Source organism: Agrobacterium sp. M50-1 (assembly GCF_049843495.1).
Taxonomy (GTDB): Bacteria; Pseudomonadota; Alphaproteobacteria; order Rhizobiales; family Rhizobiaceae; genus Agrobacterium; species Agrobacterium radiobacter.
Map to the genome: position 1 here is coordinate 171,721 of NZ_JBBHZH010000002.1, position 24,581 is coordinate 196,301.

Sequence of the window (24,581 nt, forward strand, 5' to 3'; positions counted from 1 at the left end):
TGCTGGGGAGTTAGTGTTTGAGCCGATAGCCCTGATTGTTGCTACGCGGTGTGGGGGCCGGTTGCCTGATTGATGCGCGCAGTGGGTATTCTGAAACCAGGCTTGCAATGGATACAGTCTAAGACTGCAAACCATCTTTTCCGCTCACATCAGAGTCCTGTCACTAGCGGTGATAACTCTTTGCAAAATATCAGAAAATGTAGATTTGAGGTGGTGAGAGCGCAGGGATTCGAACCCTGGACCTACTGATTAAAAGTCAGTTGCTCTACCGGCTGAGCTACGCTCTCCCGTGTCGGGGCTTGGTTGCCCTTCGGAAGTGCGCGGAACATATGTAGAGCGATCCGTTCGGTCAACCCAAAAAAAGCGCTTTCTACAATCAATCCGGTTTTTTTTGTCGCACCCCCGAAAAGGTGATTGGAGAGAGGGGGCGGCTGGGGATAAAACCTGCTGCAGACATGTCGGCCAGACGGGTGAAATCCTTTTGCAGCAATGACATGCATGAAAATGAAGCGTGAAGCGGCGGCGAATCCCAGGAATCGCGGCGGCTTTGCGGGATGCGGAGTTCTTTCTTGTCGATTGCCGATATTTCCCTGTTCAGCGCGCTTCTGGCCGGCGCTCTTTCCTTTCTGTCGCCCTGCGTCCTGCCGCTGGTGCCGCCCTATCTCTGTTATATGGCGGGCGTTTCGGTCGAGCAGTTCAGGACGGAAGATACAGCACCCCGGCCGGAGATTCGCAGGGCCGTGCTGTTTTCGGCCTTTTTCTTTACGCTCGGTTTCGCCACTGTTTTCGTGGCGCTTGGAGCAGGGGCCTCGACGATCGGTACGCTCCTGCGTCAGAACCTGGATATTCTCGCCAAGGTCGGCGGTTTCATCATCATTCTCATGGGTCTGAATTTCCTCGGCGTCTTCCGCATCGGCCTGTTTTCGCGCGAAGCGCGGTTTCAGGGGGCGGGCAAGCCCGCCACGCTTTCGGGGGCCTATGTCATGGGCCTTGCCTTCGCTTTCGGCTGGACGCCCTGCATTGGTCCGGTTCTGGGTGCGATCCTTGGTGTCGCCGCCGCGCGTGATACGGTTGGTGATGGTGCGGCGCTGCTTGCCGTCTATTCTCTGGGCCTTGCCGTGCCGTTCTGGATCGCCGCGGCGTTTTCCGGTTCCTTCATGCGTTTCCTCGTCCGCTTCCGCCGCCATCTCGGCCTCGTGGAAAAGCTGCTGGGCGTGTTGCTGGTGCTGACCGGTCTTGCCTTCATGTCCGGTTTTATCACCAATGTGGCGATCTGGTTCCAGGAGACCTTTCCGATCCTGATGAAAATCGGTTAAGCCTCCCGCCGGAGTTGCTTGCGGGGGAAACACAGTGACCGATATCGTCGGATTGCTTTTGCCGTTTTTCGGGCTGATCTTCATCGGTTATGGTGCGGCGCGCCTAACGAAACAGCCGGTCGAGGCGATGGGCTGGCTGAACACATTCATCATCTATGCGGCGCTTCCGGCGCTGTTTTTCAAGCTGGTGTCGAAAACGCCGGTTGAAGAGCTGGCGCGCATGGATTTCGTCGCGGCCAGCCTCGCCTGCACCTATGGCATTTTCTTGGCTGTGTTCCTGATCGGCCGGTTCGTGCGGAAAAACAGCCTTGCCGAAACCACGATCCAGAGTTTTGCGGCCAGCTACGGCAATATCGGCTATATGGGGCCGGGCCTTGCGCTTCTGGCGCTTGGCGAGAAGGCGGCGGTGCCCGTCGCGCTGATCGTCTGCCTTGAAAACGCCGCCCATTTCATCGTCGCGCCGGCGATGATGGCGGTTGCCGGCGGTGACAAACGCTCCCCGCCAAGGCTTGCGCTGGATGTGGCGCGCAAGGTCATCACCCATCCCTTTATCGTATCCGTCATCGCCGGTTTTCTGGCCGCATCGCTGTCATGGCAGCCGCCAGAGGCGGTGCAGCGGCTGGTGGATTATCTGGCGCAATCGGCAGCACCCTGCGCGCTGTTTGCCATGGGTGTGACGCTGGCGCTGCGGCCAATGAAACGGGTGCCGGTGGAAATCAGCTATATCGTGCCGGCAAAGCTGATCCTGCATCCGCTCGCCGCTTATCTAGTGCTCTCATCGCTCGGGCGGTTCGAGCCGGTGTGGATTTATTCGGCCGTGCTGCTGGCAGCGCTGCCGACCGCGACGAATGTCTTCGTCATCGGCCAGCAATATCACGTCTGGCAGGAGAGGGCGTCTGCGACGATCCTGATTTCGACGGTTCTGTCGGTCTTCACGCTGACCGGCGTGGTGTATTTCATCCAGCCTTTTTGAAGCTGCCGAATAAAAGCGAGGGCAGGGCCTTCAGCCCGCGTCCGGGCTCGATGCCTTCGCGCATGACCATGCTTCTGAGCGTGCCGATGCCGGAGAGCACGTGCAGGCCCGCCGCGCGCGCCATCTGCACCGGCAGGAGATCGGAAAGCAGGGAGCGGTTCAGGAGATCGACGCTGAGCGTGCGGCTATAGACATCCGCCCGCCGCCTGCGGTCGAAGCTGCTGCCCGCATCGCCCGCAATCGGTCGGTCGGAGACCGCGCCCAGCCGTTCCGTCAGCGCGATGATGTCGCGCAGGCTGAGGTTCAGCCCCTGCGCGCCGATGGGCGGAAAACCATGTGCGGCCTCGCCGATCAGGGCAACGCGGCCCTTGCCGAAGCGGTGCGCCGTCATTGAAGAGAGCGGCCAGGCCTGCACGCTGTCCTCGACGGTGACCGCGCCCAGCATGGATTGCATGCGCTCCTCGACCCGGAGGCTGAGTGTTTCCAGCGGCAGCGCCGTCAATTCCTCTGCCTGTTGCGGGGTAACGACCCAGACGAGACTGGATCGGTTGCCGGGCAGGGGAACCTGGGTGAAAGGACCGGTTGGCGTGTGGAATTCCGTCGAGACATTGCCATGCGGCCGGCTATGGCCGAAGTTCAAAACAATGGCTGTCTGCGGATAGGACCAGGATTTGACGCCGATGCCGGCCGCATCCCGCACCATCGACTTCCTGCCATCAGCGCCGATGAGGAAATCGGCCGAAAGCGTTTCGCCGTCCGCAAGCGTCACCGATACGCGGTCATTGCCGATGTCTATCGTTTCTGCCGTGGCGTCGAGGCGGGTAATATTGTGTTCCTGCCCGACAGCTTCGCTGAGAACATCGAGCAGCGCCTCGTTGGGAATGTTCCAGCCGAAGGCATCGAGCCCGATTTCGGAGGAGCGGAACTGCACGGTCGGCGCGCGCAGCAGGCGCTCGGTGCCGTCGATGATCTGCATGGTGGAAAGGCGTGCGGCTGATGGCGCGATTCGTGACCAGAGGCCGAGACGGTCCATGAAGCGGATGGACTGGTCCATCAGCGCCGTGGTGCGCTGGTCCTTCCTTTCGCTCGAGGGTGCAATGAGCGCCACATGGCGGCCCGCCCGCGCCAGCGCGATGGCCGCGATCTGGCCCGCAAGTCCCGCACCTGTTATGGCGATATCGAAGTGTCTCATGGTCCTGATCCGTTGTTATTTCCAAAGCATCATAATGGCTTTGCGCGGGTAAATCCACTTCGGCTCCGGAACATCCGGTTGCGAAGATTCGTTGGTCGCCCTGTTATATTAGTCCTAGGATAAGCGGATTGAGCCGGTTGCAAAGCGTGGTGAATGGCCGCATACCGGAATAAGCAGGGCGGATGAAAAACGGGGCGCAGACGCTGACCATGAAAATTTTCAACTACAAGCGTGTTCCCTACGCGGAAATCCGCGCCTTTTCCGTTCATATGCTTACGGCTTCCGGTTCGTTTCTGGCCTTTCTCGGCGTCGTTGCCGCGGCTGAACACCGTTTCGTCGACATGTTCTGGTGGCTGGGGCTTGCGCTTCTGGTCGATGGTATCGACGGACCCATCGCCCGTAAGGTGCGGGTGAAGGAAGTTCTGCCCAACTGGTCCGGCGATACGCTCGACAATATCATCGACTACGTCACCTATGTGCTCTTGCCCGCCTTTGCGCTCTACCAGAGCGGCATGATCGGCGAGCCGCTGTCCTTCGTGGCGGCCGGCATGATCGTGGTGTCGAGCGCCATCTATTATGCCGACATGGGCATGAAGACGGATGAATATTTCTTCTCCGGCTTTCCGGTGGTGTGGAACATGGTGGTGTTCACCCTGTTCGTCATGGACGCCAGCGCAACGACGGCCATGATCGTCGTTACCGTCTCGGTGTTCCTGACATTCCTGCCGATCAATTTCCTGCATCCCGTTCGGGTGAAGCGGTTGCGGCCGCTCAATCTGGCTGTCGTGTTCATCTGGTGTGCGCTTGGCGGTTATGCGCTGCTGAGGCACTTCGAAACCCCGAGCTGGGCCGTGATCGGCTTCGTGGCCAGCGGCATCTATCTTTATTGCATCGGTGGCATATTGCAGTTTTTCCCCTCGCTCGGTGCGAAATAAGAAAAAAGGTAAAGCCGTTTATTGCTTGTGCAAATCGCATTTAAGCGGCTTCTTTTTCAGTTGTGCGCAGCAGCAAAACCGTTATCAATAAGTCTTGATTGGATGAAATTGCATACGCATTGGCGTCCGATTGGGAACAATGACCGCGATCGTTAGAAACGCCTCGAAGAAGGCATGGATGGTCGGTGAGAGAGGGAACTCGTGACTGGAACTTTGGCGCCGGAGGCCGTGCCTCTCCTGTCCGTTCGCAAGCTGACCAAGCTGTTCGGCAATTTCGCCGCCTGCAACGGTATTGATCTCGATATTGCGCCGGGCGAAATCCACGCACTTCTGGGTGAAAACGGTGCGGGCAAATCCACGCTCGTCAAGATGCTGTTCGGCGTTCTCGCACCCACCGAGGGTGATATTGTCTGGCAGGGCCAGCCGGTTTCCGTCGGTTCGCCAAGCGAGGCCCGCGAGCTCGGCATTGGCATGGTCTTCCAGCATTTTTCCCTGTTCGAGGCGCTGACGGTCGCTGAAAACATCGCACTGTCGCTCGACCCTAAAATTTCACTGAAGGAAATCGCAAGGGAAGCGGAAACGCTATCGCGGGCCTATGGCCTGCCGCTCGATCCCTATGCGCATGTGGCCGATCTTTCGGTTGGCGAGCGCCAGCGAATCGAGATCGTCCGCGCCTTGCTACAGAACCCGCGCCTCATCATTCTCGATGAGCCGACCTCGGTGCTGACGCCGCAGGAGGCCGACAAGCTGTTCGAGACGCTGGCAAAGCTGAAGGCCGAAGGCCGTTCGGTGCTTTATATCAGCCACCGTCTGGAAGAGGTGCAGCGCATCTGTGATCGCGCCACCGTTCTGCGCCATGGCAAGGTGACGGGCGCCTGCGATCCACGCAAGGAAACGCCGGCATCGCTGGCGCGCATGATGGTCGGCAGCGATGTCGCAAGCGTCTCGCGGCCGACGGGCGAGGCGCTCGGGCAACCGCAGATCGAGGTCATGGGGCTTTCGGTCGCGCCACGCACGCCTTTTGCCGTGGCGCTGAAATCGATTTCCATGCAGGTGCGCGCCGGCGAGGTGCTGGCGATTGCCGGTGTGGCCGGAAACGGGCAGGGTGAGTTGTTCGATGCGCTTTCGGGCGAATATCCGGTCTATAATAACGACGCCATTCACCTGCGCGGCAAGCCCGTCGGTCGCATCGGCATCAATGGCCGTCGCCTGATGGGTGCGGGTTTTGTGCCAGAAGAACGCCACGGCCACGCCGCCGTTCCCGGCATGAGCCTTTCCGACAATCTGCTGCTGGCGCGGGCGCGTTCCGACCGCAAGGCGTTTCTGACCGGCGGTTTCCTGCGCATCGTCAGGGGCTCGGCGATCAGGGCGGCGGCGCGGCGCATTTCCGAAACGATGGATGTGCGCAAGAGCGGGGCCGATCCGCTGGCCGGATCGCTTTCCGGCGGCAACCTGCAGAAATTCATCGTCGGGCGCGAGCTTGATCGTCAGCCGACCGTGCTTGTTGTCAACCAGCCGACCTGGGGCGTGGACGCCGGTGCTGCAAGCCGCATTCGCCAGGCGCTTGTCGATCTTGCCAAGGCGGGCTCGGCCGTCATTGTCATTAGCCAGGATCTCGACGAAATCTTCGAGGTCGCCACCAATATCGCGGTCATTTCCGACGGCAAGCTTTCAGAGGCTCATCCGGTGGAAGAGATGACGCTTGAAAAGATCGGCCTTTTGATGGGCGGCATTCACACGTCACATTCAGGAGCGGCCCAGCATGCGCATTGAACTGGAAAAACGCGCAGGGGTCTCCCGGCTTTTCACCCTTCTTTCGCCGCTTCTTGCGCTTGTGCTGACGCTGCTCGTCGGCGCCGTCATGTTCGCCATGCTCGGCAAAAATCCGGCTCATGCACTTTACGCCTTTTTCGTTGAACCGCTGCTGGAAGTCTGGTCGTTGCACGAGCTTGCGATCAAGGCCGCACCGCTGATCCTGATCGGCGTTGGCCTGTCGATCTGTTATCGCTCCAACAACTGGAACATCGGCGCGGAAGGGCAATTCACCATCGGCGCGATCACCGGCTCCATTCTGCCGGTGCTTTATCCCGACTGGCATTCGCCGATGCTCCTGCCGCTGATGCTGGTGATGGGCGCCATCGGCGGCGCGCTTTATGCGGGAATTCCCGCACTTTTGAAGACGAAGTTCAACACCAACGAAATTCTCGTCAGCCTGATGCTTGTTTATGTCGCGCAGCTGTTTCTCGACTGGCTGACACGCGGCATCTGGCGCGATCCGGGCGGCTACAACTTCCCGCAGACCAAGCCCTTCAACGATAGCGCCGTCTTGCCGGAGATGCTGGCATCGGGCCGGGCGCATTGGGGTTTCGTTTTCGCCATCGTCGCGGCAATCGCGCTGTGGTTCATGATGCGCTACATGCTGAAGGGCTTCGAGGTCACGGTTCTCGGCCAATCGGCGCGGGCAGGGCGGTTCGCCGGTTTCTCGTCGAGCCGCATGGTGTGGTTTTCGATGCTGCTGTCAGGCGCGCTGGCAGGGCTTGCGGGCATTTCGGAAGCTTCCGGCTCCATCGGCCATCTCCAGCCCAGCATTTCTCCGGGTTATGGTTTCACCGCCATCATCGTCGCCTTTCTCGGTCGTCTCAACCCGCTCGGCATCATCCTCTCCGGGCTGGTGCTGGCGCTGACCTATCTCGGCGGCGAGGCGGCGCAGCTTTCGATTGGTGTGTCTGACAAGGTGACGCGCGTGTTTCAGGGGCTGATGCTGTTCTTCGTGCTGTCCTGCGATACGCTGATCTTCTATCGCATCCGGGTCGTCTTCACCGGCAAGGCGCATAACAATCAAGGAGCGGCATGATGGATATGCTTCAGGCCATCCTCCTCACCGTCATCACCGCCGCCACGCCGCTGGTTATCGCCGCCTCCGGCGAGCTGGTGACGGAGCGCTCCGGCGTCCTCAATCTCGGCGTCGAGGGCATGATGATCATGGGTGCGGTATGCGCTTTTGCGACCGCCCATATGACGGGGTCTCCCTATCTCGGCATTCTGGCCGGCATCGCCTCCGGCGCGCTTTTCTCGCTGCTGTTCGGCTTCCTGACGCTGACGCTCGTCACCAACCAGGTGGCGACCGGTCTCGCGCTCACAATTTTGGGTCTTGGCGTTTCCGGTATGCTGGGCGAAAGTTTCGTCGGCCTGCCCGGCGTCAAGCTGCAGCCCATCGTCTTTCCTCTGCTGTCGGATATTCCTTTCGTCGGCCCCTTGCTGTTCCGGCAGGATCTGATCTTCTACATGTCCATCGCGCTGGTTTTCGGCACTGGCTGGTTTCTGTTCAAAAGCCGCGCGGGCCTGAAAATCCGCGCCATCGGTGACAGTCACGCTTCCGCCCACGCGCTTGGCATCAACGTCATCCGCACGCGTTATCTGGCTGTGATGTTCGGCGGCGCCTGCGCCGGTCTGGCCGGTGCGCAGCTGTCGCTCGTCTATACGCCGCAATGGGTGGAAAACATGTCGGCCGGGCGCGGCTGGATTGCGCTCGCGCTCGTCGTTTTCGCGTCATGGCGTCCATGGCGGGTTCTGGCGGGCGGTTATCTGTTCGGCGCCGTCTCCATCGGGCAATTACATGCGCAGGCATTCGGTATCGGCGTGCCGTCGCAACTGCTTTCGGCGCTACCTTACCTTGCAACTATTGTCGTGCTGGTCATCATCTCGCATAATCGCCGTACGACCTTGATCAATACACCGGCATCCCTAGGCAAATCCTTCGTGCCGGACAGGTGAAGCATTCTCACGTCTCCAAACCAACAGGGGTAAAAATGAAAAAACTGGTCATCGCACTTGCCGCTTCCATCGCGGCGCTTGGAGGCGTTGTTTCCTCCGCTGAAGCCGCCGACGCCAAGAAGGTCTGCTTCATCTATGTCGGTAGCCGCACCGATGGCGGCTGGACGCAGGCGCATGAAATCGGCCGCGAAGAGCTGCAGAAGCACTTCGGCGACAAGATCGAAACGCCGTTCCTCGAAAGCGTTCCGGAAGGCCCGGATGCCGAACGCGCCATCGAGCGCATGGCCCGTTCCGGCTGCGAACTGGTGTTCACCACCTCCTTCGGTTTCATGGATGCGACCGTGAAGGTCGCCCAGAAGTTCCCCAAGGTGAAATTCGAGCACGCCACCGGCTTCAAGACCGCTGAAAACGTTGCGACCTACAATTCGCGCTTCTATGAAGGCCGTTACATTCAGGGCCAGATCGCCGCTAAGATGTCGAAGAAGGGTGTCGCCGGCTACATCGCGTCCTTCCCGATCCCGGAAGTGGTGATGGGCATCGACGCCTTCGTTCTCGGCGCGCAGTCCGTCAATCCCGAGTTCAAGGTCAAGGTCGTCTGGGCCAACACCTGGTTCGACCCCGGCAAGGAAGCCGATGCCGCCAAGGCGCTGATCGACCAGGGGGTCGACATCCTGACGCAGCACACCGACACGACAGCACCGATGCAGGTTGCAGCCGAACGCGGCATCAAGGCCTTCGGTCAGGCTTCGGACATGATCAAGGCCGGTCCGGAGACGCAGCTGACCGCGATCAAGGACACCTGGGGCGCATATTACATCAAGCGTACGCAGGCTCTTCTGGACGGCACCTGGAAGTCCGAATCCATCTGGGACGGCCTGAAGGACGGCATCCTGACAATGGCGCCCTACACCAACATGCCTGATGACGTGAAGAAGATGGCCGAGGAAACCGAAGCCAAGATCAAGTCGGGCGAACTGCACCCCTTCACCGGCCCGGTGAAGAAGCAGGACGGTTCGGAATGGCTGAAGGCGGGCGAAAAGGCTGAAGACAAGGTTCTGCTCGGCCTCAACTTCTACGTTGCCGGTGTGGACGACAAGCTGCCGCAATAATGCGGATTATCTATTCTTATTGAAGCAAGGCCGCACATGTGTCATGTGCGGCCTTGCTTATTTTCATGCGTTTTACTGCATGGATGAAGTTTGCCTTTGCTTTTCACGCAACTTGATGTTTTTCACTATAATCTGACTTGAGATACACACGTCTGGCGCGATTTTTTCGAGATCGCCAACCGCACGGAAGGATATGGCACTTGCAGCGCGGAATGCTCGATGCGGCGATCGGTTTTCGAAAGCTGCGGACAAATCATGCACAGGTCGTTCACAAGCTCGGTCTCGATATCGTCTCCGGCACCTTCAAGACGGGTGACATCCTTCCCGGTGATGCCGAGCTGATGGAGCGGCTGAAAGTGTCGCGCACAGTGCTGCGCGAAGCGATGAAGACGCTCACCGCCAAGGGCATGATTTCCCCCAAGGCGCGTATCGGCACCCGGGTGACGGAGCGCGAGAGCTGGAACATGTTCGACAGCGAAGTGCTGCTATGGCATTTCGAGGCGGGCGTCAGCGATGAGTTCCTGCTGCATCTCTATGATATCCGTCAGGCTTTCGAACCCTATGGCGCGGGACTTGCCGCTATCAGGGCAAAGGACGGCGATATCGCCAAGCTAGCCGCCTATGCCAACGAGATGGGCAACACGGCCTATTCCAAGGAAAAGCGCGCTCTTGCGGATATGAACTTCCATGTGCTCATCACCGAAATGTCGGGCAACCCGTTCATGCGCACCGTCGGTTCGCTGATAAAGGCGGCTCTGGTGGGCATTTTCCGGATGAGCAACCCGGACACCGATCCCAATGAGATTTCCGATGTCTCCGCCTCTCACCTGAGGCTCGTCGAGGCGTTTCGCCTGCGCGATGAGGCAGCGGCGCGCCGTGAAATGGAAAGGCTGATTGAAAACGGCCGCCAGCAGGTGCTGGAATTCACTGCCCGCAATACCCCACGATAACTCAAACTGCGGGAGCGGGATGCGACCCTCTCCCAATCACGTTTGATGAAAATCGGTGCGGAAATTTGGTGCAGATTTGCATGGTTTCTTAAGTGGGCCGCCGTTATAGCAATTCCGGAATGAAATTACCGATGCGCCCGTTCGTTTGCCGGACGGCGTGAAGTCAAACATATGCCGCCGTCCTGGCCGCCATGCGGCCGGTGACAGGGTGTTGGAGGTCTTATGGAGCGCAGCTCTCTAGCCATTATTCTCGCAGCGGGCGACAGCACGCGCATGAAATCGTCGAAGTCCAAGGTGCTGCATCCGGTCGCCGGGCGTCCGATGATCGCGCATGTGGTGGAGGCGGTGGCTGGATCTGGCGTCGGCACGGTGGCGCTGGTGGTCGGGCGCGATGCCGACAATGTCACCGCGGCCGCAAGCATGAAAGGCATTCAGGTCGAAGCTTTCCTGCAGACGGAACGCAAGGGCACCGGCCACGCGGTTCTTGCCGCACGTGCTGCCCTTGAGCGCGGTTTCGATGATCTCATCATTGCCTATGGCGATGTGCCACTTATCACCTCCGCAACGCTCGACCGGGCGCGTGAGGCGATTGCCGCCGGCGCCGATGTGGCTGTCATCGGTTTCCATACCGATCGCCCGACCGGTTACGGCCGGCTTCTGGTCGAGAATGGCGAACTTGTCGCGATCCGCGAGGAAAAGGACGCCACGGACGCGGAGCGCAAGGTCACCTGGTGCAATAGCGGCCTGATGGCCATCAACGGCCGCAACGCGCTGGACCTGCTCGACCGGATCGGCAACAGCAATGTGAAGGGCGAATATTATCTCACCGACGTCGTCGAGATCGCCCGCTCTCTCGGCCGCCGCGCCGTCGCCATCGACGCGCCGGAAGCCGAGTTGGTCGGCTGCAACAACCGCGCCGAACTCGCCTTTATCGAGAAGCTCTGGCAGGAGCGCCGCCGCCACGAATTGATGGTGGACGGCGTTTCGATGATTGCCCCCGAAACCGTCTTCCTCTCCTTCGACACGAAGATCGCTCAGGATGTTCTGATCGAGCCGAACGTCGTCATCGGTCCCGGCGTCACCATCGAGCCGGGCGCCGTCATCCACGCCTTCTCGCATCTGGAAGGGGCCCATGTCGCACAAGGCGCGGCCGTTGGTCCCTATGCGCGGTTGCGTCCGGGTTCAAACCTGCATGCCAATTCCAAGGTGGGCAATTTCTGCGAGGTCAAGAAGGCGGAGATCGGCGAGGGCGCCAAGGTCAACCATCTGACCTATATCGGTGACGCCTTTATCGGTGCCGGCAGCAATATCGGCGCGGGCACCATCACCTGCAATTACGATGGCTACAACAAGGCTGAAACGCGCATCGGTGCGAACAGCTTCATCGGCTCGAACTCGTCGCTGGTTGCTCCTGTCACCATTGGAGAGGGGGCCTATGTCGCCTCCGGCAGCGTGATTACCGATGACGTGCCTGATGATGCGCTGGCGTTCGGGCGGGCGCGGCAGGAGATGAAACCGGGCCGGGCGACCGTTGTGCGCGAGCGGGCAAAAGCGCTGAAGGAAGCGAAGAAAAAGTCCTCTTGAAAGACGTTACCGAGCGATACCGAAAGTGACCGGCGGCGTAATTGCCGATTTCAGGGAAACGGTTAAAGCATTTCCAGTAAAAGTGTGCAGCGGTTTTACGTCCGGAAATGCGTCAGAACAAAAAGGTGAAGTATTTTCGCATTTCAGGGAAATGCGAAAATACTCTGAAAGTTTCGGCGAAGAGATCGCCGTCTGGAGAAATATATGTGCGGAATTGTCGGAATTGTCGGAACCCAGCCCGTTGCTGAAAGGCTTGTCGATGCGCTGAAGCGTCTCGAATATCGTGGTTACGATTCGGCGGGTGTCGCCACCATCGACAATGGCGCGATGGACCGCCGCCGTGCGGAAGGCAAGCTGTTCAATCTGGAGACGCTGCTTTCGCAAGAGCCGCTGCCGGGTGTCGTTGGCATCGCGCACACCCGTTGGGCGACCCACGGCGTTCCGAACGAGACCAATGCCCACCCGCATTTCGTCGATGGCGTTGCCGTCGTCCATAATGGCATCATCGAAAACTTCGCCGAACTGCGCGAAGAACTGAGTGCCGAAGGGGCGACCTTCACTACCCAGACCGACACCGAAGTGGTGGCGCAGCTTCTGGCGAAATATACCCGCGAGGGTCTCGGCCATCGCGAAGCGATGCTGAAGATGCTGAACCGCGTCACGGGCGCCTACGCGCTGGTGGTGATGTTCAAGGACGATCCCGACACGCTGCTTTCGGCGCGTTCCGGCCCGCCGCTCGCCGTCGGTTACGGCCGTGGCGAAATGTTCCTCGGATCGGATGCCATCGCGCTCTCGCCCTTCACCAACGAAATCACCTATCTGGTGGATGGCGACTGCGCCATCGTGACCCGTCAGGGTGCTGAGATCATCGATTTCTCCGGCAAGCCGGTGAAGCGCGAGCGTCAGATTTCGCAGGCGACGGCCTTCGTGGTCGACAAGGGCAACCATCGCCACTTCATGGAAAAGGAAATCTACGAGCAGCCGGAAGTCATTTCCCACGCGCTCAGCCACTATGTGGATTTCGCCTCCAAGACCGTGAAGCAGGCTGACACGGCCATCGACTTCGCCAAGCTTTCCGGCCTTGCCATTTCCGCCTGCGGCACGGCCTATCTGTCCGGCCTGATCGGCAAATACTGGTTCGAGCGTTATGCGCGCCTGCCGGTGGAAATCGATGTCGCCTCGGAATTCCGCTATCGCGAAATCCCGCTCGTTCCCACGCAGGCGGCACTGTTCATTTCGCAATCGGGGGAAACTGCCGATACGCTGGCGGCCCTGCGTTATTGCCAGCAGGAGGGGCTGAAGATCGGCGCGGTGGTCAATACCCGTGAATCCACCATGGCGCGCGAATCGGACGCGATCTTCCCGATCCTCGCCGGTCCGGAAATCGGCGTTGCCTCCACCAAGGCTTTCACCTGTCAGCTTGCCGTGCTCGCTTCGCTTGCCGTTGCCGCCGGCAAGGCGCGCGGCACCATCACGCCACAGCAGGAAACCGAGCTGGTTCGCCATCTCACCGAGATGCCGCGCATCATGAGCAAGGTTCTCAACAGCGTCCAGCCGCAGATCGAAGCGCTGTCGCGCGATCTGTCGCGTTTCAAGGACGTGCTTTATCTCGGCCGCGGCACCAGCTTCCCGCTGGCGCTTGAAGGCGCGCTGAAGCTCAAGGAAATTTCCTATATCCACGCCGAAGGTTATGCCGCCGGCGAGCTGAAGCATGGGCCGATCGCGCTGATCGATGAGAACATGCCCGTCATCGTCATTGCGCCGCATGACCGCTTTTTCGAAAAGACCGTTTCGAACATGCAGGAGGTCGCCGCGCGTGGCGGCCGCATCATCTTCATCACCGATGAGAAGGGGGCTGCAGCCTCCAAGCTCGACACCATGGCGACGATCACGCTGCCCAATGTCGATGAGCTGATCGCGCCGATGGTCTTTTCGCTGCCGATCCAGCTGCTCGCCTATCACACCGCCGTCTTCATGGGCACGGATGTGGACCAGCCGCGCAATCTGGCGAAATCGGTAACGGTGGAATGATCATCCGGCCGGAGCGACAGGGCGACGAGGAAGCGATCGCTCGCGTTACGGAAGATGCCTTCCGTAACGCTGAGCACAGCAGCGGGACAGAACAGCTGATCGTCGCGCGGCTGCGGGATGCCGGCGCACTGACGGTTTCACTGGTGGCGGAAGACAGCGAAGGCGTCATCGGCCATGTCGGCTTCTCGCCGGTGACGCTGTCGGGCGGCGAGACCGGCTGGTTCTGCCTCGCGCCGCTCTCCGTGACGCCGGAAAGGCAGGGAGAAGGTGTCGGTTCGCGGCTGGCGCGTGAAGGGCTTGCCGCACTGGAGCGGTTGAGTGCTGCCGGCTGCGTCGTTGTCGGTGATCCCGCCTATTACGGTCGCTTCGGTTTTCACCATGTTGAAGGGGTGGGTGCGGAAGGGATTCCTGACGAATATTTCACAGTTCTTCGCTTGCATGGTGGAACTCCATCCGGCATTGTCGGTTTTCATCCGGGTTTCGATGGCGACAAAGCTTAATTCCGAACGGTAAATGACCGATATTCCAGTCAAAATTTCATTCGCAGCCCGCCTGCGCAATAGTTTCCTCACGGGCGTTCTGATCCTTGCGCCCGTCACCATCACCATGTGGCTGGTGTGGAGTTTCCTGCAATGGGCGGATAGCTGGGTGAAGCCCTATATTCCGGCCCGTTACGATCCCGAGCAATATTTCGATGTGGCAATCCCCGGTTTCGGCCTGCTGATCGCCGTCATTGGCATCACGCTCATCGGCTTTCTCGGCAATAACCTCATCGGCAAATGGATTTTCGGCGTTGGCGAATCCATCCTCAACCGCATGCCGCTGGTGCGGCCGATCTATAAGAGCATCAAGCAGCTGTTCGAATCCGTCCTGAAAGAGCATTCAAACTCCTTCAAGAAGGTCGGCCTGATCGAGTTTCCATCGTCAGGCACCTGGGCCATGGTCTTCGTCGCCTCCGAGGCCAAGGGCGAGCTTGCTCACCGTTTCAACGAAATGGGCCAGCAGATGGTCGCCGTCTTCCTGCCGCCCACACCGGTGCCGACAGCCGGCTTCCTGCTCTTCGTGCCGAAAGACAAGATCGTGATGCTGGACATGACACCGGAGGATGCGGCGAAACTGCTGATTTCCGGCGGCTTGGTGGCGCCCGATTTCACGCCGCCCAAGATGATCGCGCCGGTTTGACGGTTAGAGAGCGCCGAGGATGTCCGTCTGCGAAAAGTCGTTGCCGACATAAAGCAAAGGGCAGCCCTCGGTTTTCGCCAGATCATAGGCAAAACAGTCGCCGAAATTCAGTCCGGCGGGATGAATACCCTTGCCCCAGATGCGGTAAGCTTCAGAAACGCCATGCGCCGATTTTGGGGTAACGGGTCTGATTTCGACGCTCAGACCTTCGATCAGTATCTCTAGTTCCCGGCTGCGGTCGCGCCGTTGCGCCACGATCATGGCCTCCGCAAGCGTACCGGCGGAAATGAGTAGAGGCTCATCTGTTTCGAGAGCTGCGGCGCAGGCATCCGCTTTGGGCTCATCAAGCAGGATCGCCATCAGAGCCGACGTGTCGATGACGATCATTCAGGCAGGCCGTTCTCCTCATAGAGGAAATCCTGACTATGCGCGGCATCGGGGCCATCATTGGTTTTGTTTGCGACTGCCTTGCGCACTTTTTTCAGCGTGGCACCGCGGGATGTCTTGTCCGCCGCGACAACGACCGGAACAAGACGCACTGCTGCGTGACCATGCCGGGTGAGAATGATTTCATCTCCCGCCTCGGCGCGGCGCACCAATTCGGTCAGCTGGCCCTTTGCGTCAGTAACAGAAATCTGCATGGCTTGCTCCAGGAATTGAGGCACTCCGCAGATTAGTCCATTCAATGGACCATATCAATCCTCGTCATCAAGATCATCCACTTCCGTCCCCGCATTGGTCGCGTGGAATACGGGAACGAAAAGCCGCATATAGACCAGCCGCACGCTCCAGCCTGCCTCCAGCGCCTCGCTCCAGGCCTTTTTGCGGCCGGGCTTCTTGAACGCCTTGCCGATCGCCTTTTTCTCACTCTTCGCAAATGTCTCGGGTTGCAGGATGTTCTGCGGCGAGCATAGCGCGTAGCCCTTGCGGAAGGCAGGTGGCGGGCGGCGGGGGTCGATCATGTTCATGGCAGGTCACTTTCAGCCGGCGTGCAGGAAGCGGATCGCTTCGTCGCGGCGGTGCAGGTAGAGCAGGGTGCGCAGCGCATTGCCGCGTGGGCCCGTCAGTTCGGGGTCGCGCTCGATGACGTAGGCCGCGTCCTTGCGGGCGATTTCCAGAAGATCGGCGTGGGCTTCCAGGCTGGCGATGCGGAAGCCCGGCGTGCCGGACTGGCGGGTGCCGAGCAACTCGCCTTCGCCGCGCAGCTTTAAATCTTCCTCGGCGATCAGAAAGCCGTCCTCGCTGTCGCGCAGGATGGAAAGCCGGGCGCGGCCGTTTTCGCTGAGCGGGCCCTTATAGAGCAGGATGCAGGTGGAAGCCTCGTCACCGCGCCCCACGCGGCCGCGCAGCTGGTGAAGCTGGGCAAGGCCGAAACGTTCGGCATGTTCGATGACCATGATCGTCGCGTCAGGCACGTCGACGCCCACTTCCACCACCGTCGTTGCCACCAGAAGCCGGGTTTCACCGCTCTTGAAGGCGAGCATGGCGGCGTCCTTCTCCGGGCCGCTCATGCGGCCATGGATGAGGCCGATATTTGCGCCCAGCATCTGCGAGAGAACCGCATGCCGCTCCTCCGCCGACATCAGGTCGGATTCTTCCGTTTCTTCCACCAGCGGGCAAATCCAGTAGGCCTTCTTGCCTTCCTTCAGCGCGGCACGCAGTCGCTCGACGATATCGCCGATGCGTTCCGTGGGGATGGTCACCGTCTGGATGGGTTTGCGGCCGGCAGGCTTTTCGGTGAGCTTGGAGACATCCATATCGCCGAAGGCGGCCAGCACCAGCGTGCGCGGAATGGGGGTGGCGGTCATAACAAGCATATGCGGCGTGATGCCCTTGGCGGTAAGGCGCAGGCGTTGATGCACGCCGAAACGGTGCTGTTCATCCACAACGGCCAGCACGAGGTTCTTGTAACTCACGCTGTCCTGAAAGAGCGCATGGGTGCCGATGACGATTTGCGCTTCGCCTGATGCGACGCGCTCCTCGATCTCGCGCCGCTCCTTGCCCTTGGTGCGGCCGGTCAGCACTTCGACGGTAATACCCGCTGCCTGAGCGAGTTTGGAAATGGTGGCGTAGTGCTGCCGGGCGAGGATTTCGGTCGGGGCCATCAGCACCGCCTGTCCGCCGGCCTCCACGGCCGTTGTCATCGCCATCAGCGCCACCAGCGTCTTGCCTGCGCCGACATCGCCCTGCAGCAGGCGAAGCATGCGGTCTTCGCCGGCCATGTCAGTCAGAATATCCTTCACCGCAGCGCTCTGGCTCGGTGTCAGCGAGAAGGGCAGTTGCGAGAGGATTTTCGCGGCGACATCACCCCTGGCGCGGACTGGCTGGCCAGCCACCTTGCGCAGCCGCTGGCGCACCAGCGCCAGTGACAGCTGCCCGGCAAGGAACTCATCATAGGCAAGCCGCCTGCGCGCCGGAGCCTGCGGCTCGATATCGGCGCTGTCGCGCGGGTCGTGCAATTCACGGAAGCTAGAAGCGACATCACCGAAGCCCTGACGGGTTTTCAGCGTTTCATCGATCCATTCCGGAAAGACCGGCAGCTTCGACAGCCCGCCTTCGATTGCCCGCCGCAGCACCTTGGGCGATAGACCGGCGGTCATGGGGTAAACGGCTTCCACCAAAGGCAGGTTTTCGGCTTCGGAAACCTTCACCATGAAATCCGGATGCACCATGGAGGCGCGACCGTTGAACCAGTCCACCTTGCCGCTGACGAGAACCTCCTCGTCCATGGGCAGGGCCTTTGACAGCCAGTCGCCCTTGGCGCGGAAGAAGGTCAGCGCCAGTTCGCCGGTCTCGTCATGCAGGAAGACGCGATAGGGCGCGGAGCGGTTTCCCGGCGGTGGCGGCTGGTGGCGGTCCACGCGTCCCTGAATGGTGACAATGGCGCCGGGCGCGGCCAGCGCGATGCCGGGGCGGTTTCGGCGGTCGATGACGTTCGATGGCGCGTGGAACAGGAGATCGATCACGCGGGTGTCTTCGGCATTTTCCCGGCTCAGGAGTTTGGCCAGAAGGTCGGCAAGCTTCGGCCCTACACCGGCAAGGGTGGAGACGGAAGCAAACAGCGGATCGAGAATGGCCGGGCGCATGGTCAGCAAAATCGGGGAAGGGCACGGCTTATGCAAGACTTCGCAGGTCACAAAGGCGGGTTATCACCGGCAGTTTTTAGCCGCCGTGGCATTATTTCGATAAAAACCGGTTCCCAAGCGTTCGCCTCCTGTTCTATAGGAGGTCGCAGTCAACATCCTGTTGAATAGCCAACCGAAAGGTGAATGCGATGACTGGACTGGTGCGCACGAGTGCCGACCTCGATCCGAGACGCCGGCGGATTCTTTACCGCTGCTGGCACCGGGGCATTCGCGAGATGGATCTGGTGCTCGGGCAATTTGCGGAAGACAATATTGCCGGGCTTTCCGATGATCAGCTCGATGAGCTTGAGATCATCATGGCGGAAGAGGATAACGACCTCGTCAAGATGGTGACGGGTGCCCTTGCCATACCGGAAAAATTCCAGACCCCGCTGTTTGAACAGATCGCCTCCTACCGTCCCGATTTTGATCTCGTCACCGCCGAAACCCTGAAAGCCTGAAACATGATAGCCGGATTCGATGCAAAGCTGGTGGCGTCGGCCGATACGCCGCTGACCATCGGAAATGTGCCCTCCGGCATGGAAGCCCTGCTGCTCGCCGATATGGCGCGGGCGGGGACATCGGTTGCCTATGTGATGTCGGATGGCCAGCGGGTCGCCGATCTCGAACAGATCCTCGGTTTCGTCGCGCCTGATATTCCGGTCATGACGCTGCCGGCCTGGGACTGCCTTCCCTATGACCGCGTGTCACCGAGCGCCGACACCTCGGCGCGCCGGCTGGCGGCGCTTTCCGGCCTCATCGCCCACGCGAAGAAACCGCATCCGGCCATCGTGCTCGTCACCGTCAACGCCATGCTGCAGAAGATGGCGCCGCGCGACATTATCGAGAGCCTCGGCTTTTCGGCGAAGCCCGGCAACCAGATCCGTATGGACGACATCGCCGCACGGCTGGAGCGCAACGGTTTTGACCGGGTGGCGACGGTGCGTGAAGTCGGTGAATTCGCCGTGCGCGGCGGCATTCTCGATGTCTTCGTGCCCGGCACGGAAGAGCCGGTGCGGCTCGATTTCTTCGGCGATACGCTGGAAAGCATCCGCACCTTCGATCCGGCCAGCCAGCGCACCATCGGCCAGGCGCGTTCGCTCGATTTGAACCCGATGAGCGAAGTGACGCTGACGCCGGATACGATCAGCCGTTTCCGCAAGAATTATCTGTCGCTGTTCGGCGCCGCGACGCGTGACGATGCGCTTTATCAGGCCGTCTCCGAAGGCCGCCGTTATGCCGGCATGGAGCACTGGCTGCCGCTGTTTTACGAGAAGCTGGAAACGGCGTTCGATTATCTCGCGGGGTTCCGGATCGTCACCGATCACACGGCGCGGGAGGCGGCAAAAGAGCGCTCCAAGCTGGTGCTCGATTATTACGATGCACGCCGCAGCTCCGGCGAAACCAAGGGCTCGACCCAGGGTGCGCCTTATAAGCCGGTTTCGCCCGGCCAGCTCTATCTCGACGGCAAGAGTTTCGATGCCGCACTGGCCGCCGTCAATGCGGTGCGTCTGACACCCTTCAACGAACAGGACAGCGAAGGCCGCCCGGTCGCCACGCTCGACGCCCATGTCGGGCCGCGCTGGGCGCGTCCGCCAACCGAAGGCGAGAGCGAAGAACGGGTCAATGTTTTCGATCTGGCGGTGAAGCATATTGCCGAGCGCCGCGCCAAGGGCTGGAAGGTGCTGATAACAGGCTGGTCGGAAGGTTCGCTCGACCGGCTGCTACAGGTGCTGAACGAGCACGGGCTTGAGAAGATCAAGCCGGTGACCTCGCTGAAGGAAGTGGAGAAGCTCGGTAAGGGTGAGGCTGCCTCGGCGGTGCTGAGCCTTGAGACGGGTTTCGAGACCGGGACGCTCGCGGTCATCGGCGAGCAGGATATTCTCGGCGACCGCATGGTGCGGCGCTCCAAGCGCCGCAAGCGCGGTGCGGATTTCATCTCGGAAGTGGCGGGGCTGGACGAAGGCTCGCTGGTCGTCCATGCCGAACATGGTATCGGTCGCTTCGTCGGCCTGCGGACGATCGAGGCGGCGGGCGCGCCGCGTGCGTGCCTCGAACTGCATTATGCCGATGATGCCAAGTTGTTCCTGCCGGTTGAAAACATCGATCTTCTCTCGCGTTACGGCTCGGATGCGGCCGAAGCCCAGCTCGACAGGCTCGGCGGCGGCGCATGGCAGATGCGCAAGGCCAAGCTCAAGAAGCGCCTGCTCGACATGGCCGATGAGCTTATCCGCATCGCGGCCGCGCGTCTGGTGCGCCATGCGCCGGTGCTGACGGCTCCCGATGGGCTTTACGACGAATTCGCCGCCCGTTTCCCCTATGATGAGACGGAAGACCAGCTGAACGCCATCGAGGCCATTCGTGAAGATCTCGGCGCCGGCCGGCCGATGGATCGTCTCATCTGCGGCGATGTCGGTTTCGGCAAGACCGAAGTGGCGCTTCGCGCTGCTTTCCTTGCCGCGATGAACGGCGTGCAGGTGGCGGTGGTGGTGCCCACCACGCTGCTTTCGCGCCAGCATTTCCGCACTTTCTCCGAGCGTTTCCGCGGCCTGCCGATCCGGGTGCAGCAGGCTTCACGCCTCGTCGGCTCCAAGGAACTGACGCTGACGAAAAAGGAAGTGGCTGACGGAAAGACTGACATCGTCGTCGGCACCCATGCGCTGCTTGGCGCGGGCATCAGTTTTGCCAATCTCGGCCTGCTCATCATCGACGAAGAGCAGCATTTCGGTGTGAAGCACAAGGAGCGGCTGAAGGAGCTGAAGAGCGACGTGCATGTGCTGACGCTCTCTGCGACGCCCATTCCGCGCACCCTGCAGCTGGCCATGACGGGCGTGCGCGAACTGTCGCTCATCACCACGCCGCCGGTGGACCGCATGGCGGTGCGCACCTTCATTTCGCCCTTTGACCCGCTCGTCATCCGCGAAACGCTGATGCGTGAGCACTATCGCGGCGGTCAGAGCTTCTATGTCTGTCCGCGGCTTGCCGATCTCGCCGATATCCACGCGTTCCTGCAATCGGATGTGCCGGAGCTGAAGGTGGCGGTGGCGCATGGGCAGATGCCGGCAGGCGAACTCGAAGACATCATGAACGCCTTTTACGACGGCAAATATGACGTGCTGCTTTCGACCACCATCGTCGAATCCGGCCTCGATGTGCCGACCGCCAATACGCTGATCGTGCACCGCGCCGACATGTTCGGTCTTGCCCAGCTTTACCAGCTGCGTGGTCGCGTCGGTCGTTCCAAGGTGCGTGCCTTCGCGCTCTTCACCCTGCCGGTCAACAAGGTGCTGACGACGATGGCGGAGCGGCGGCTGAAGGTGCTGCAATCGCTCGACACGCTCGGCGCAGGCTTCCAGCTGGCGAGCCACGACCTCGATATTCGCGGCGCGGGCAATCTGCTCGGCGAAGAACAGTCCGGCCACATCAAGGAAGTCGGTTTCGAGCTTTACCAGCAGATGCTGGAAGAGGCGGTTGCCGAGGTGAAGGGCGACGAACAGGTGCAGGACAGCGGCTGGTCGCCGCAGATTTCGGTCGGCACCTCCGTCATGATCCCGGAAGATTATGTTCCGGATCTGCATCTGCGCATGGGCCTTTACCGCCGTCTCGGCGAGCTTGCGGATATCAGCGAGATCGACGGTTTTGGCGCGGAAATGATCGACCGTTTCGGCCCATTGCCGAAAGAGGTGCAGCACCTGCTCAAGATCGTCTACATCAAGTCGCTCTGCCGCATCGCCAATGTGGAGAAGCTGGATGCCGGGCCGAAGGGCGTCGTCGTGCAGTTCCGCAACAAGGAATTCCCCAATCCGGGCGCGCTGGTCGGTTACATCGGCAAGCAGGGATCAATGGCGAAAATCCGCCCCGACCACAGCCTGTTCCTGAACCGCGATCTGCCGACGCCGGAAAAGCGGCTGACGGGTGCGGCCATGATCATGACGCAGCTGGCGGAACTGGCGCGGTCCTAGATTTGAGCTTCAAGGGGGGCTATTTGGCACCGCAGGTGGGTGCGGCTTACCCCCCTCTGCCCTGCCGGGCATCTCCCCCTCAAGGGGGGAGATTGGCGAGAGGCGCTGTCAACCACTTCATCCTCTAACGTCGAGATAGGCGAGGCATTGCCGCATATCGATCTCCCCCCTTGAGGGGGAGATGCCCGGCAGGGCAGAGGGGGGTAAGCCACACCCATCCCCAGCCAAATTTCCAATACCCCACCCACTCCGTTCAGCGAAAATTACCTCGATGTAATGAAACGGACATGCGCCGGTAGTCTTCGCCGGCGTAATCTTTCCCTCATACCCGGTGCGGCGGATGAGTGGATGCCGCCGGGTGATGAAGGAGCAGGACGATGTGGACCAATATCAACAGGTTTGCCACCGCTGGTCTGGTTGCCTTGACAATTGCGGGCGCCACAATTGCCACCACCAGCCAGGCGGAAGCGCGCAATAACTTCGGCCGCGGCCTTGCCGCCGGCATCGCAGGCACGATCATTGGCGGAGCGCTGATTGCGGGTGCAAGACACCCGGGCTACGCTTACGGCCCCGCCTATTACGCGCCGGCTTACGGTCCACCCGTCTACGCTGCGCCTGCTTATGGCCCGCCGGTCGTTTACCAGCCGGTTTATCCGCGCTGCCACGTTGCCTGGAGGCAGAATGCCTGGGGTGACATGTATCGGGTCAGGGTTTGCGATTAATCGATTGGCAGACCGGCGGCGTGCAGAGCGTCGCCGGTTTTTGCATGATTTTAGCTAGCGGCTGTCTTCCGGTGTGATGCCGACGGCCACGTTCTGGTCGGTTGCCGCGATCGAGGCGGGCAGCGGCACTTTTCTCTGTTTCTCGCGGATGAGCGTCAATAGGCCGGAGCCGACGATGAGGGCGATGCCGACCAGCATCCATCCATCGATGCGGTCACCGAAAATCAGATAACCGAACAGGATGGCCCAGAGCATCTGGCTATATTGCGTCGGGCCGATCATGGCGGCCGGCGCATATTGGGCGGCATACATGACCAGCACGTTGCCAAGCGCGCCGAGCAGGCCATATCCCGCCAGCAGCAGCCATTGTTCTCCACCCGGCATGACAAAGGTCGGCACCATGGCGATTCCGCTTATGGCGAGGCAGCCGAGCAATCCGGCACCATAAAGCGAAACGTTCTTTTCCGATGGGCCCATTGCGCGGAAGATGACGATGCTGAGCGCGCCGCTGAAGCCGGCGATGATGGCGCCCAGATGGCCGATGCCCAATTCTCGGAATCCAGGCCGCAGAATAATGAGCACACCCACAAAACCGATGATGACGGCCGACCAGCGGCGAATTCCCACCTGTTCCTTGAGGAACACCACAGACATGATGGTGACGAAGGAAGGAAGCAGGAAGATCAGCGCGAAGGCTTCGGCCATGGAAAGATGGGTAAAGGCAGTCACACTGCCGACCGCGCCGATCCCGGCGGAAAAAAAGCGGATGATCCACAAAGGACGGTTGGTCGTCTTCACCACATCCAGCCAGCTGTCATTGCGCTTGCGGATGAAGGGCAGGGCGACAAGGCCGAACACGGCGCCGAAAAAGACCGATTCGATCGGCGAAATCTGGCCTTCTATGAGTTTAACGCTGGCATCGCTCCAGGCGTAGGCAGCGAAGGCGGCAAAGGCGAGCAGAATGCCTTTCAGGGTCTGGTCGGACACGGAAACACCGGCGGAAAATCAAGTTGCAGAAAACCGCCGGTGATTTGACCGTCAGTTCATCGATCTATGCTCGTCCGCCTTGATTTTTGCAATATCCCGCAATGCAGCAATCAGGACATCAGGCGTTTGTGCACCGCTTATGGCGTATTTCTGGTCGATGATGAAGAAAGGTACGCCGGCGACGCCCATCTGCTGCGCCGCATCAATTTCGGCGATGACCGTGTCCTTGTCCGCCTCCGAAGCGAGAAGCCGTGCCACCACCTGCGCGTCCATACCCGCCTTTTCGGCCACATCGATCAGCACGGCGTGGTCGCCGATATTGCGGCCTTCTTCGAAATTGGCCCTGAACAGCGCCGTCACGACCTTTTCCTGGACGTCGCGGCCTTCGGAATGGGCCCAGAGCGACAGGCGGTGCGCGTCGAGTGTGTTCGGGCCGATCTTGATCGCATCAAAATCGTAGTCGATGCCGACTTCCTTGCCGAGCTGCACCAGTGTGGCGTGGGCCTGTTCCAGGCGCTCCTTGCCGAGCTTCTCCTCCAGGGCAGCTTTCTGGTCGACACCCTCGGGCGGATAGTCCGGGTTGAGGCGATAGGGACGCCAGTTCACGTCGACGCTGATTTCATCCTGTACGTCGGCAATGGCGAGATCGAGCCTCGCCTTGCCGAGATAACACCAGGGGCAGACCATATCCGACACGACGTCGATAACGATGCGTTCCATGGTTTCATCTTCCCTTGTC

22 protein-coding genes and 1 tRNA gene are annotated in these 24,581 nt (G+C 60.5%); 15 read left to right on the forward strand and 8 right to left on the reverse strand.

Features of this window, described 5'->3' with window-relative positions; genetic code table 11:
• Positions 1-211: 211 nt before the first annotated feature.
• A tRNA-Lys gene (locus WDZ78_RS04930) sits at positions 212-287 on the reverse strand.
• A gap of 282 nt (positions 288-569) precedes the next feature.
• On the opposite strand from WDZ78_RS04930, the gene WDZ78_RS04935 reads away from it, so the two are divergent.
• Positions 570-1,316 carry a cytochrome c biogenesis CcdA family protein gene (locus WDZ78_RS04935; RefSeq protein ID WP_020012812.1) on the forward strand — a complete coding sequence of 249 codons (747 nt, stop codon included), beginning with the start codon at positions 570-572 and terminating at the stop codon, positions 1,314-1,316.
• A gap of 34 nt (positions 1,317-1,350) precedes the next feature.
• Complete coding sequence (locus tag WDZ78_RS04940) at positions 1,351-2,289, forward strand: AEC family transporter (protein WP_425672467.1); 939 nt, start codon at positions 1,351-1,353, stop codon at positions 2,287-2,289.
• Here the strand turns inward: WDZ78_RS04940 and WDZ78_RS04945 are convergent.
• Positions 2,273-3,481, reverse strand: a complete 1,209-nt coding sequence (locus tag WDZ78_RS04945) for a UbiH/UbiF family hydroxylase (RefSeq protein WP_425672468.1) — start codon at positions 3,479-3,481, stop codon at positions 2,273-2,275. The genes WDZ78_RS04940 and WDZ78_RS04945 overlap by 17 nt on opposite strands.
• 209 nt (positions 3,482-3,690) lie before the next feature.
• On the opposite strand from WDZ78_RS04945, the gene pcsA reads away from it, so the two are divergent.
• The 10 genes from pcsA (at position 3,691) to WDZ78_RS04995 (ending at position 15,046) form a co-directional block, all read left to right on the forward strand.
• Positions 3,691-4,416 (forward strand): phosphatidylcholine synthase, encoded by a 726-nt coding sequence (pcsA, locus tag WDZ78_RS04950; RefSeq protein ID WP_425672694.1) that lies wholly within the window; start codon positions 3,691-3,693, stop codon positions 4,414-4,416.
• 213 nt (positions 4,417-4,629) lie between these two features.
• Positions 4,630-6,189: an ABC transporter ATP-binding protein gene (locus WDZ78_RS04955; protein WP_020012808.1), complete on the forward strand. Its 1,560-nt coding sequence runs from the start codon at positions 4,630-4,632 to the stop codon at positions 6,187-6,189.
• Complete coding sequence (locus WDZ78_RS04960) at positions 6,179-7,270, forward strand: ABC transporter permease (protein WP_425672469.1); 1,092 nt, start codon at positions 6,179-6,181, stop codon at positions 7,268-7,270. The genes WDZ78_RS04955 and WDZ78_RS04960 overlap by 11 nt, the downstream gene beginning before the upstream one ends.
• Positions 7,270-8,190, forward strand: coding sequence for an ABC transporter permease (locus WDZ78_RS04965; RefSeq protein ID WP_425672695.1), 921 nt, complete (start codon positions 7,270-7,272; stop codon positions 8,188-8,190). Before WDZ78_RS04960 ends, WDZ78_RS04965 begins: the two co-directional genes overlap by 1 nt.
• A gap of 35 nt (positions 8,191-8,225) precedes the next feature.
• Positions 8,226-9,299, forward strand: coding sequence for a BMP family ABC transporter substrate-binding protein (locus WDZ78_RS04970; protein ID WP_003508013.1), 1,074 nt, complete (start codon positions 8,226-8,228; stop codon positions 9,297-9,299).
• A gap of 212 nt (positions 9,300-9,511) precedes the next feature.
• Positions 9,512-10,249, forward strand: a complete 738-nt coding sequence (locus WDZ78_RS04975) for a FadR/GntR family transcriptional regulator (RefSeq protein WP_020012805.1) — start codon at positions 9,512-9,514, stop codon at positions 10,247-10,249.
• A gap of 222 nt (positions 10,250-10,471) precedes the next feature.
• On the forward strand, positions 10,472-11,833 hold the full coding sequence (glmU, locus tag WDZ78_RS04980; protein ID WP_425672471.1) for a bifunctional UDP-N-acetylglucosamine diphosphorylase/glucosamine-1-phosphate N-acetyltransferase GlmU: 1,362 nt from the start codon (positions 10,472-10,474) through the stop codon (positions 11,831-11,833).
• Positions 11,834-12,037: 204 nt separating this feature from the next.
• The gene (glmS, locus tag WDZ78_RS04985) at positions 12,038-13,864 is read left to right on the forward strand and encodes a glutamine--fructose-6-phosphate transaminase (isomerizing) (RefSeq protein WP_020012803.1); all 1,827 of its coding nucleotides are present in this window, start codon (positions 12,038-12,040) and stop codon (positions 13,862-13,864) included.
• Complete coding sequence (locus WDZ78_RS04990) at positions 13,861-14,364, forward strand: GNAT family N-acetyltransferase (protein ID WP_425672472.1); 504 nt, start codon at positions 13,861-13,863, stop codon at positions 14,362-14,364. The genes glmS and WDZ78_RS04990 overlap by 4 nt, the downstream gene beginning before the upstream one ends.
• Positions 14,365-14,377: 13 nt before the next feature.
• Positions 14,378-15,046 (forward strand): DUF502 domain-containing protein, encoded by a 669-nt coding sequence (locus WDZ78_RS04995; protein WP_020012801.1) that lies wholly within the window; start codon positions 14,378-14,380, stop codon positions 15,044-15,046.
• Positions 15,047-15,049: 3 nt separating this feature from the next.
• On the opposite strand, the gene WDZ78_RS05000 is transcribed toward WDZ78_RS04995, so the two are convergent.
• The 4 genes from WDZ78_RS05000 to recG are packed head-to-tail and all read right to left on the reverse strand — an operon-like array spanning position 15,050 to position 18,132.
• Entirely contained in the window at positions 15,050-15,433 is a 384-nt protein-coding gene (locus WDZ78_RS05000) for a type II toxin-antitoxin system VapC family toxin (protein WP_060724303.1), read from the reverse strand.
• Positions 15,430-15,687 (reverse strand): type II toxin-antitoxin system Phd/YefM family antitoxin, encoded by a 258-nt coding sequence (locus WDZ78_RS05005; protein WP_425672696.1) that lies wholly within the window; start codon positions 15,685-15,687, stop codon positions 15,430-15,432. The genes WDZ78_RS05000 and WDZ78_RS05005 overlap by 4 nt, the downstream gene beginning before the upstream one ends.
• Before the next feature lie 54 nt (positions 15,688-15,741).
• Positions 15,742-16,014 (reverse strand): hypothetical protein, encoded by a 273-nt coding sequence (locus tag WDZ78_RS05010; RefSeq protein ID WP_003508029.1) that lies wholly within the window; start codon positions 16,012-16,014, stop codon positions 15,742-15,744.
• A gap of 12 nt (positions 16,015-16,026) precedes the next feature.
• A complete protein-coding gene (gene recG / locus WDZ78_RS05015) occupies positions 16,027-18,132 on the reverse strand; it encodes an ATP-dependent DNA helicase RecG (protein ID WP_425672473.1) in 2,106 nt (701 codons plus the stop codon).
• Between the two features lie 188 nt (positions 18,133-18,320).
• On the opposite strand from recG, the gene WDZ78_RS05020 reads away from it, so the two are divergent.
• The 3 genes from WDZ78_RS05020 to WDZ78_RS05030 all read left to right on the forward strand — a co-directional run bounded on the left by WDZ78_RS05020 (position 18,321) and on the right by WDZ78_RS05030 (position 22,855).
• Entirely contained in the window at positions 18,321-18,632 is a 312-nt protein-coding gene (locus WDZ78_RS05020) for a succinate dehydrogenase assembly factor 2 (protein WP_026364147.1), read from the forward strand.
• Between the two features lie 3 nt (positions 18,633-18,635).
• The gene (mfd, locus tag WDZ78_RS05025) at positions 18,636-22,133 is read left to right on the forward strand and encodes a transcription-repair coupling factor (protein WP_020012795.1); all 3,498 of its coding nucleotides are present in this window, start codon (positions 18,636-18,638) and stop codon (positions 22,131-22,133) included.
• A gap of 377 nt (positions 22,134-22,510) precedes the next feature.
• Positions 22,511-22,855 carry a hypothetical protein gene (locus tag WDZ78_RS05030; protein ID WP_020012794.1) on the forward strand — a complete coding sequence of 115 codons (345 nt, stop codon included), beginning with the start codon at positions 22,511-22,513 and terminating at the stop codon, positions 22,853-22,855.
• Positions 22,856-22,909: 54 nt separating this feature from the next.
• Here WDZ78_RS05030 and WDZ78_RS05035 read toward each other — a convergent pair whose 3' ends face one another.
• Both WDZ78_RS05035 and WDZ78_RS05040 read right to left on the reverse strand, forming a co-directional pair.
• Positions 22,910-23,842 (reverse strand): DMT family transporter, encoded by a 933-nt coding sequence (locus WDZ78_RS05035; RefSeq protein ID WP_020012793.1) that lies wholly within the window; start codon positions 23,840-23,842, stop codon positions 22,910-22,912.
• A gap of 51 nt (positions 23,843-23,893) precedes the next feature.
• On the reverse strand, positions 23,894-24,562 hold the full coding sequence (locus tag WDZ78_RS05040; RefSeq protein WP_020012792.1) for a DsbA family oxidoreductase: 669 nt from the start codon (positions 24,560-24,562) through the stop codon (positions 23,894-23,896).
• Positions 24,563-24,581: the final 19 nt, after the last annotated feature.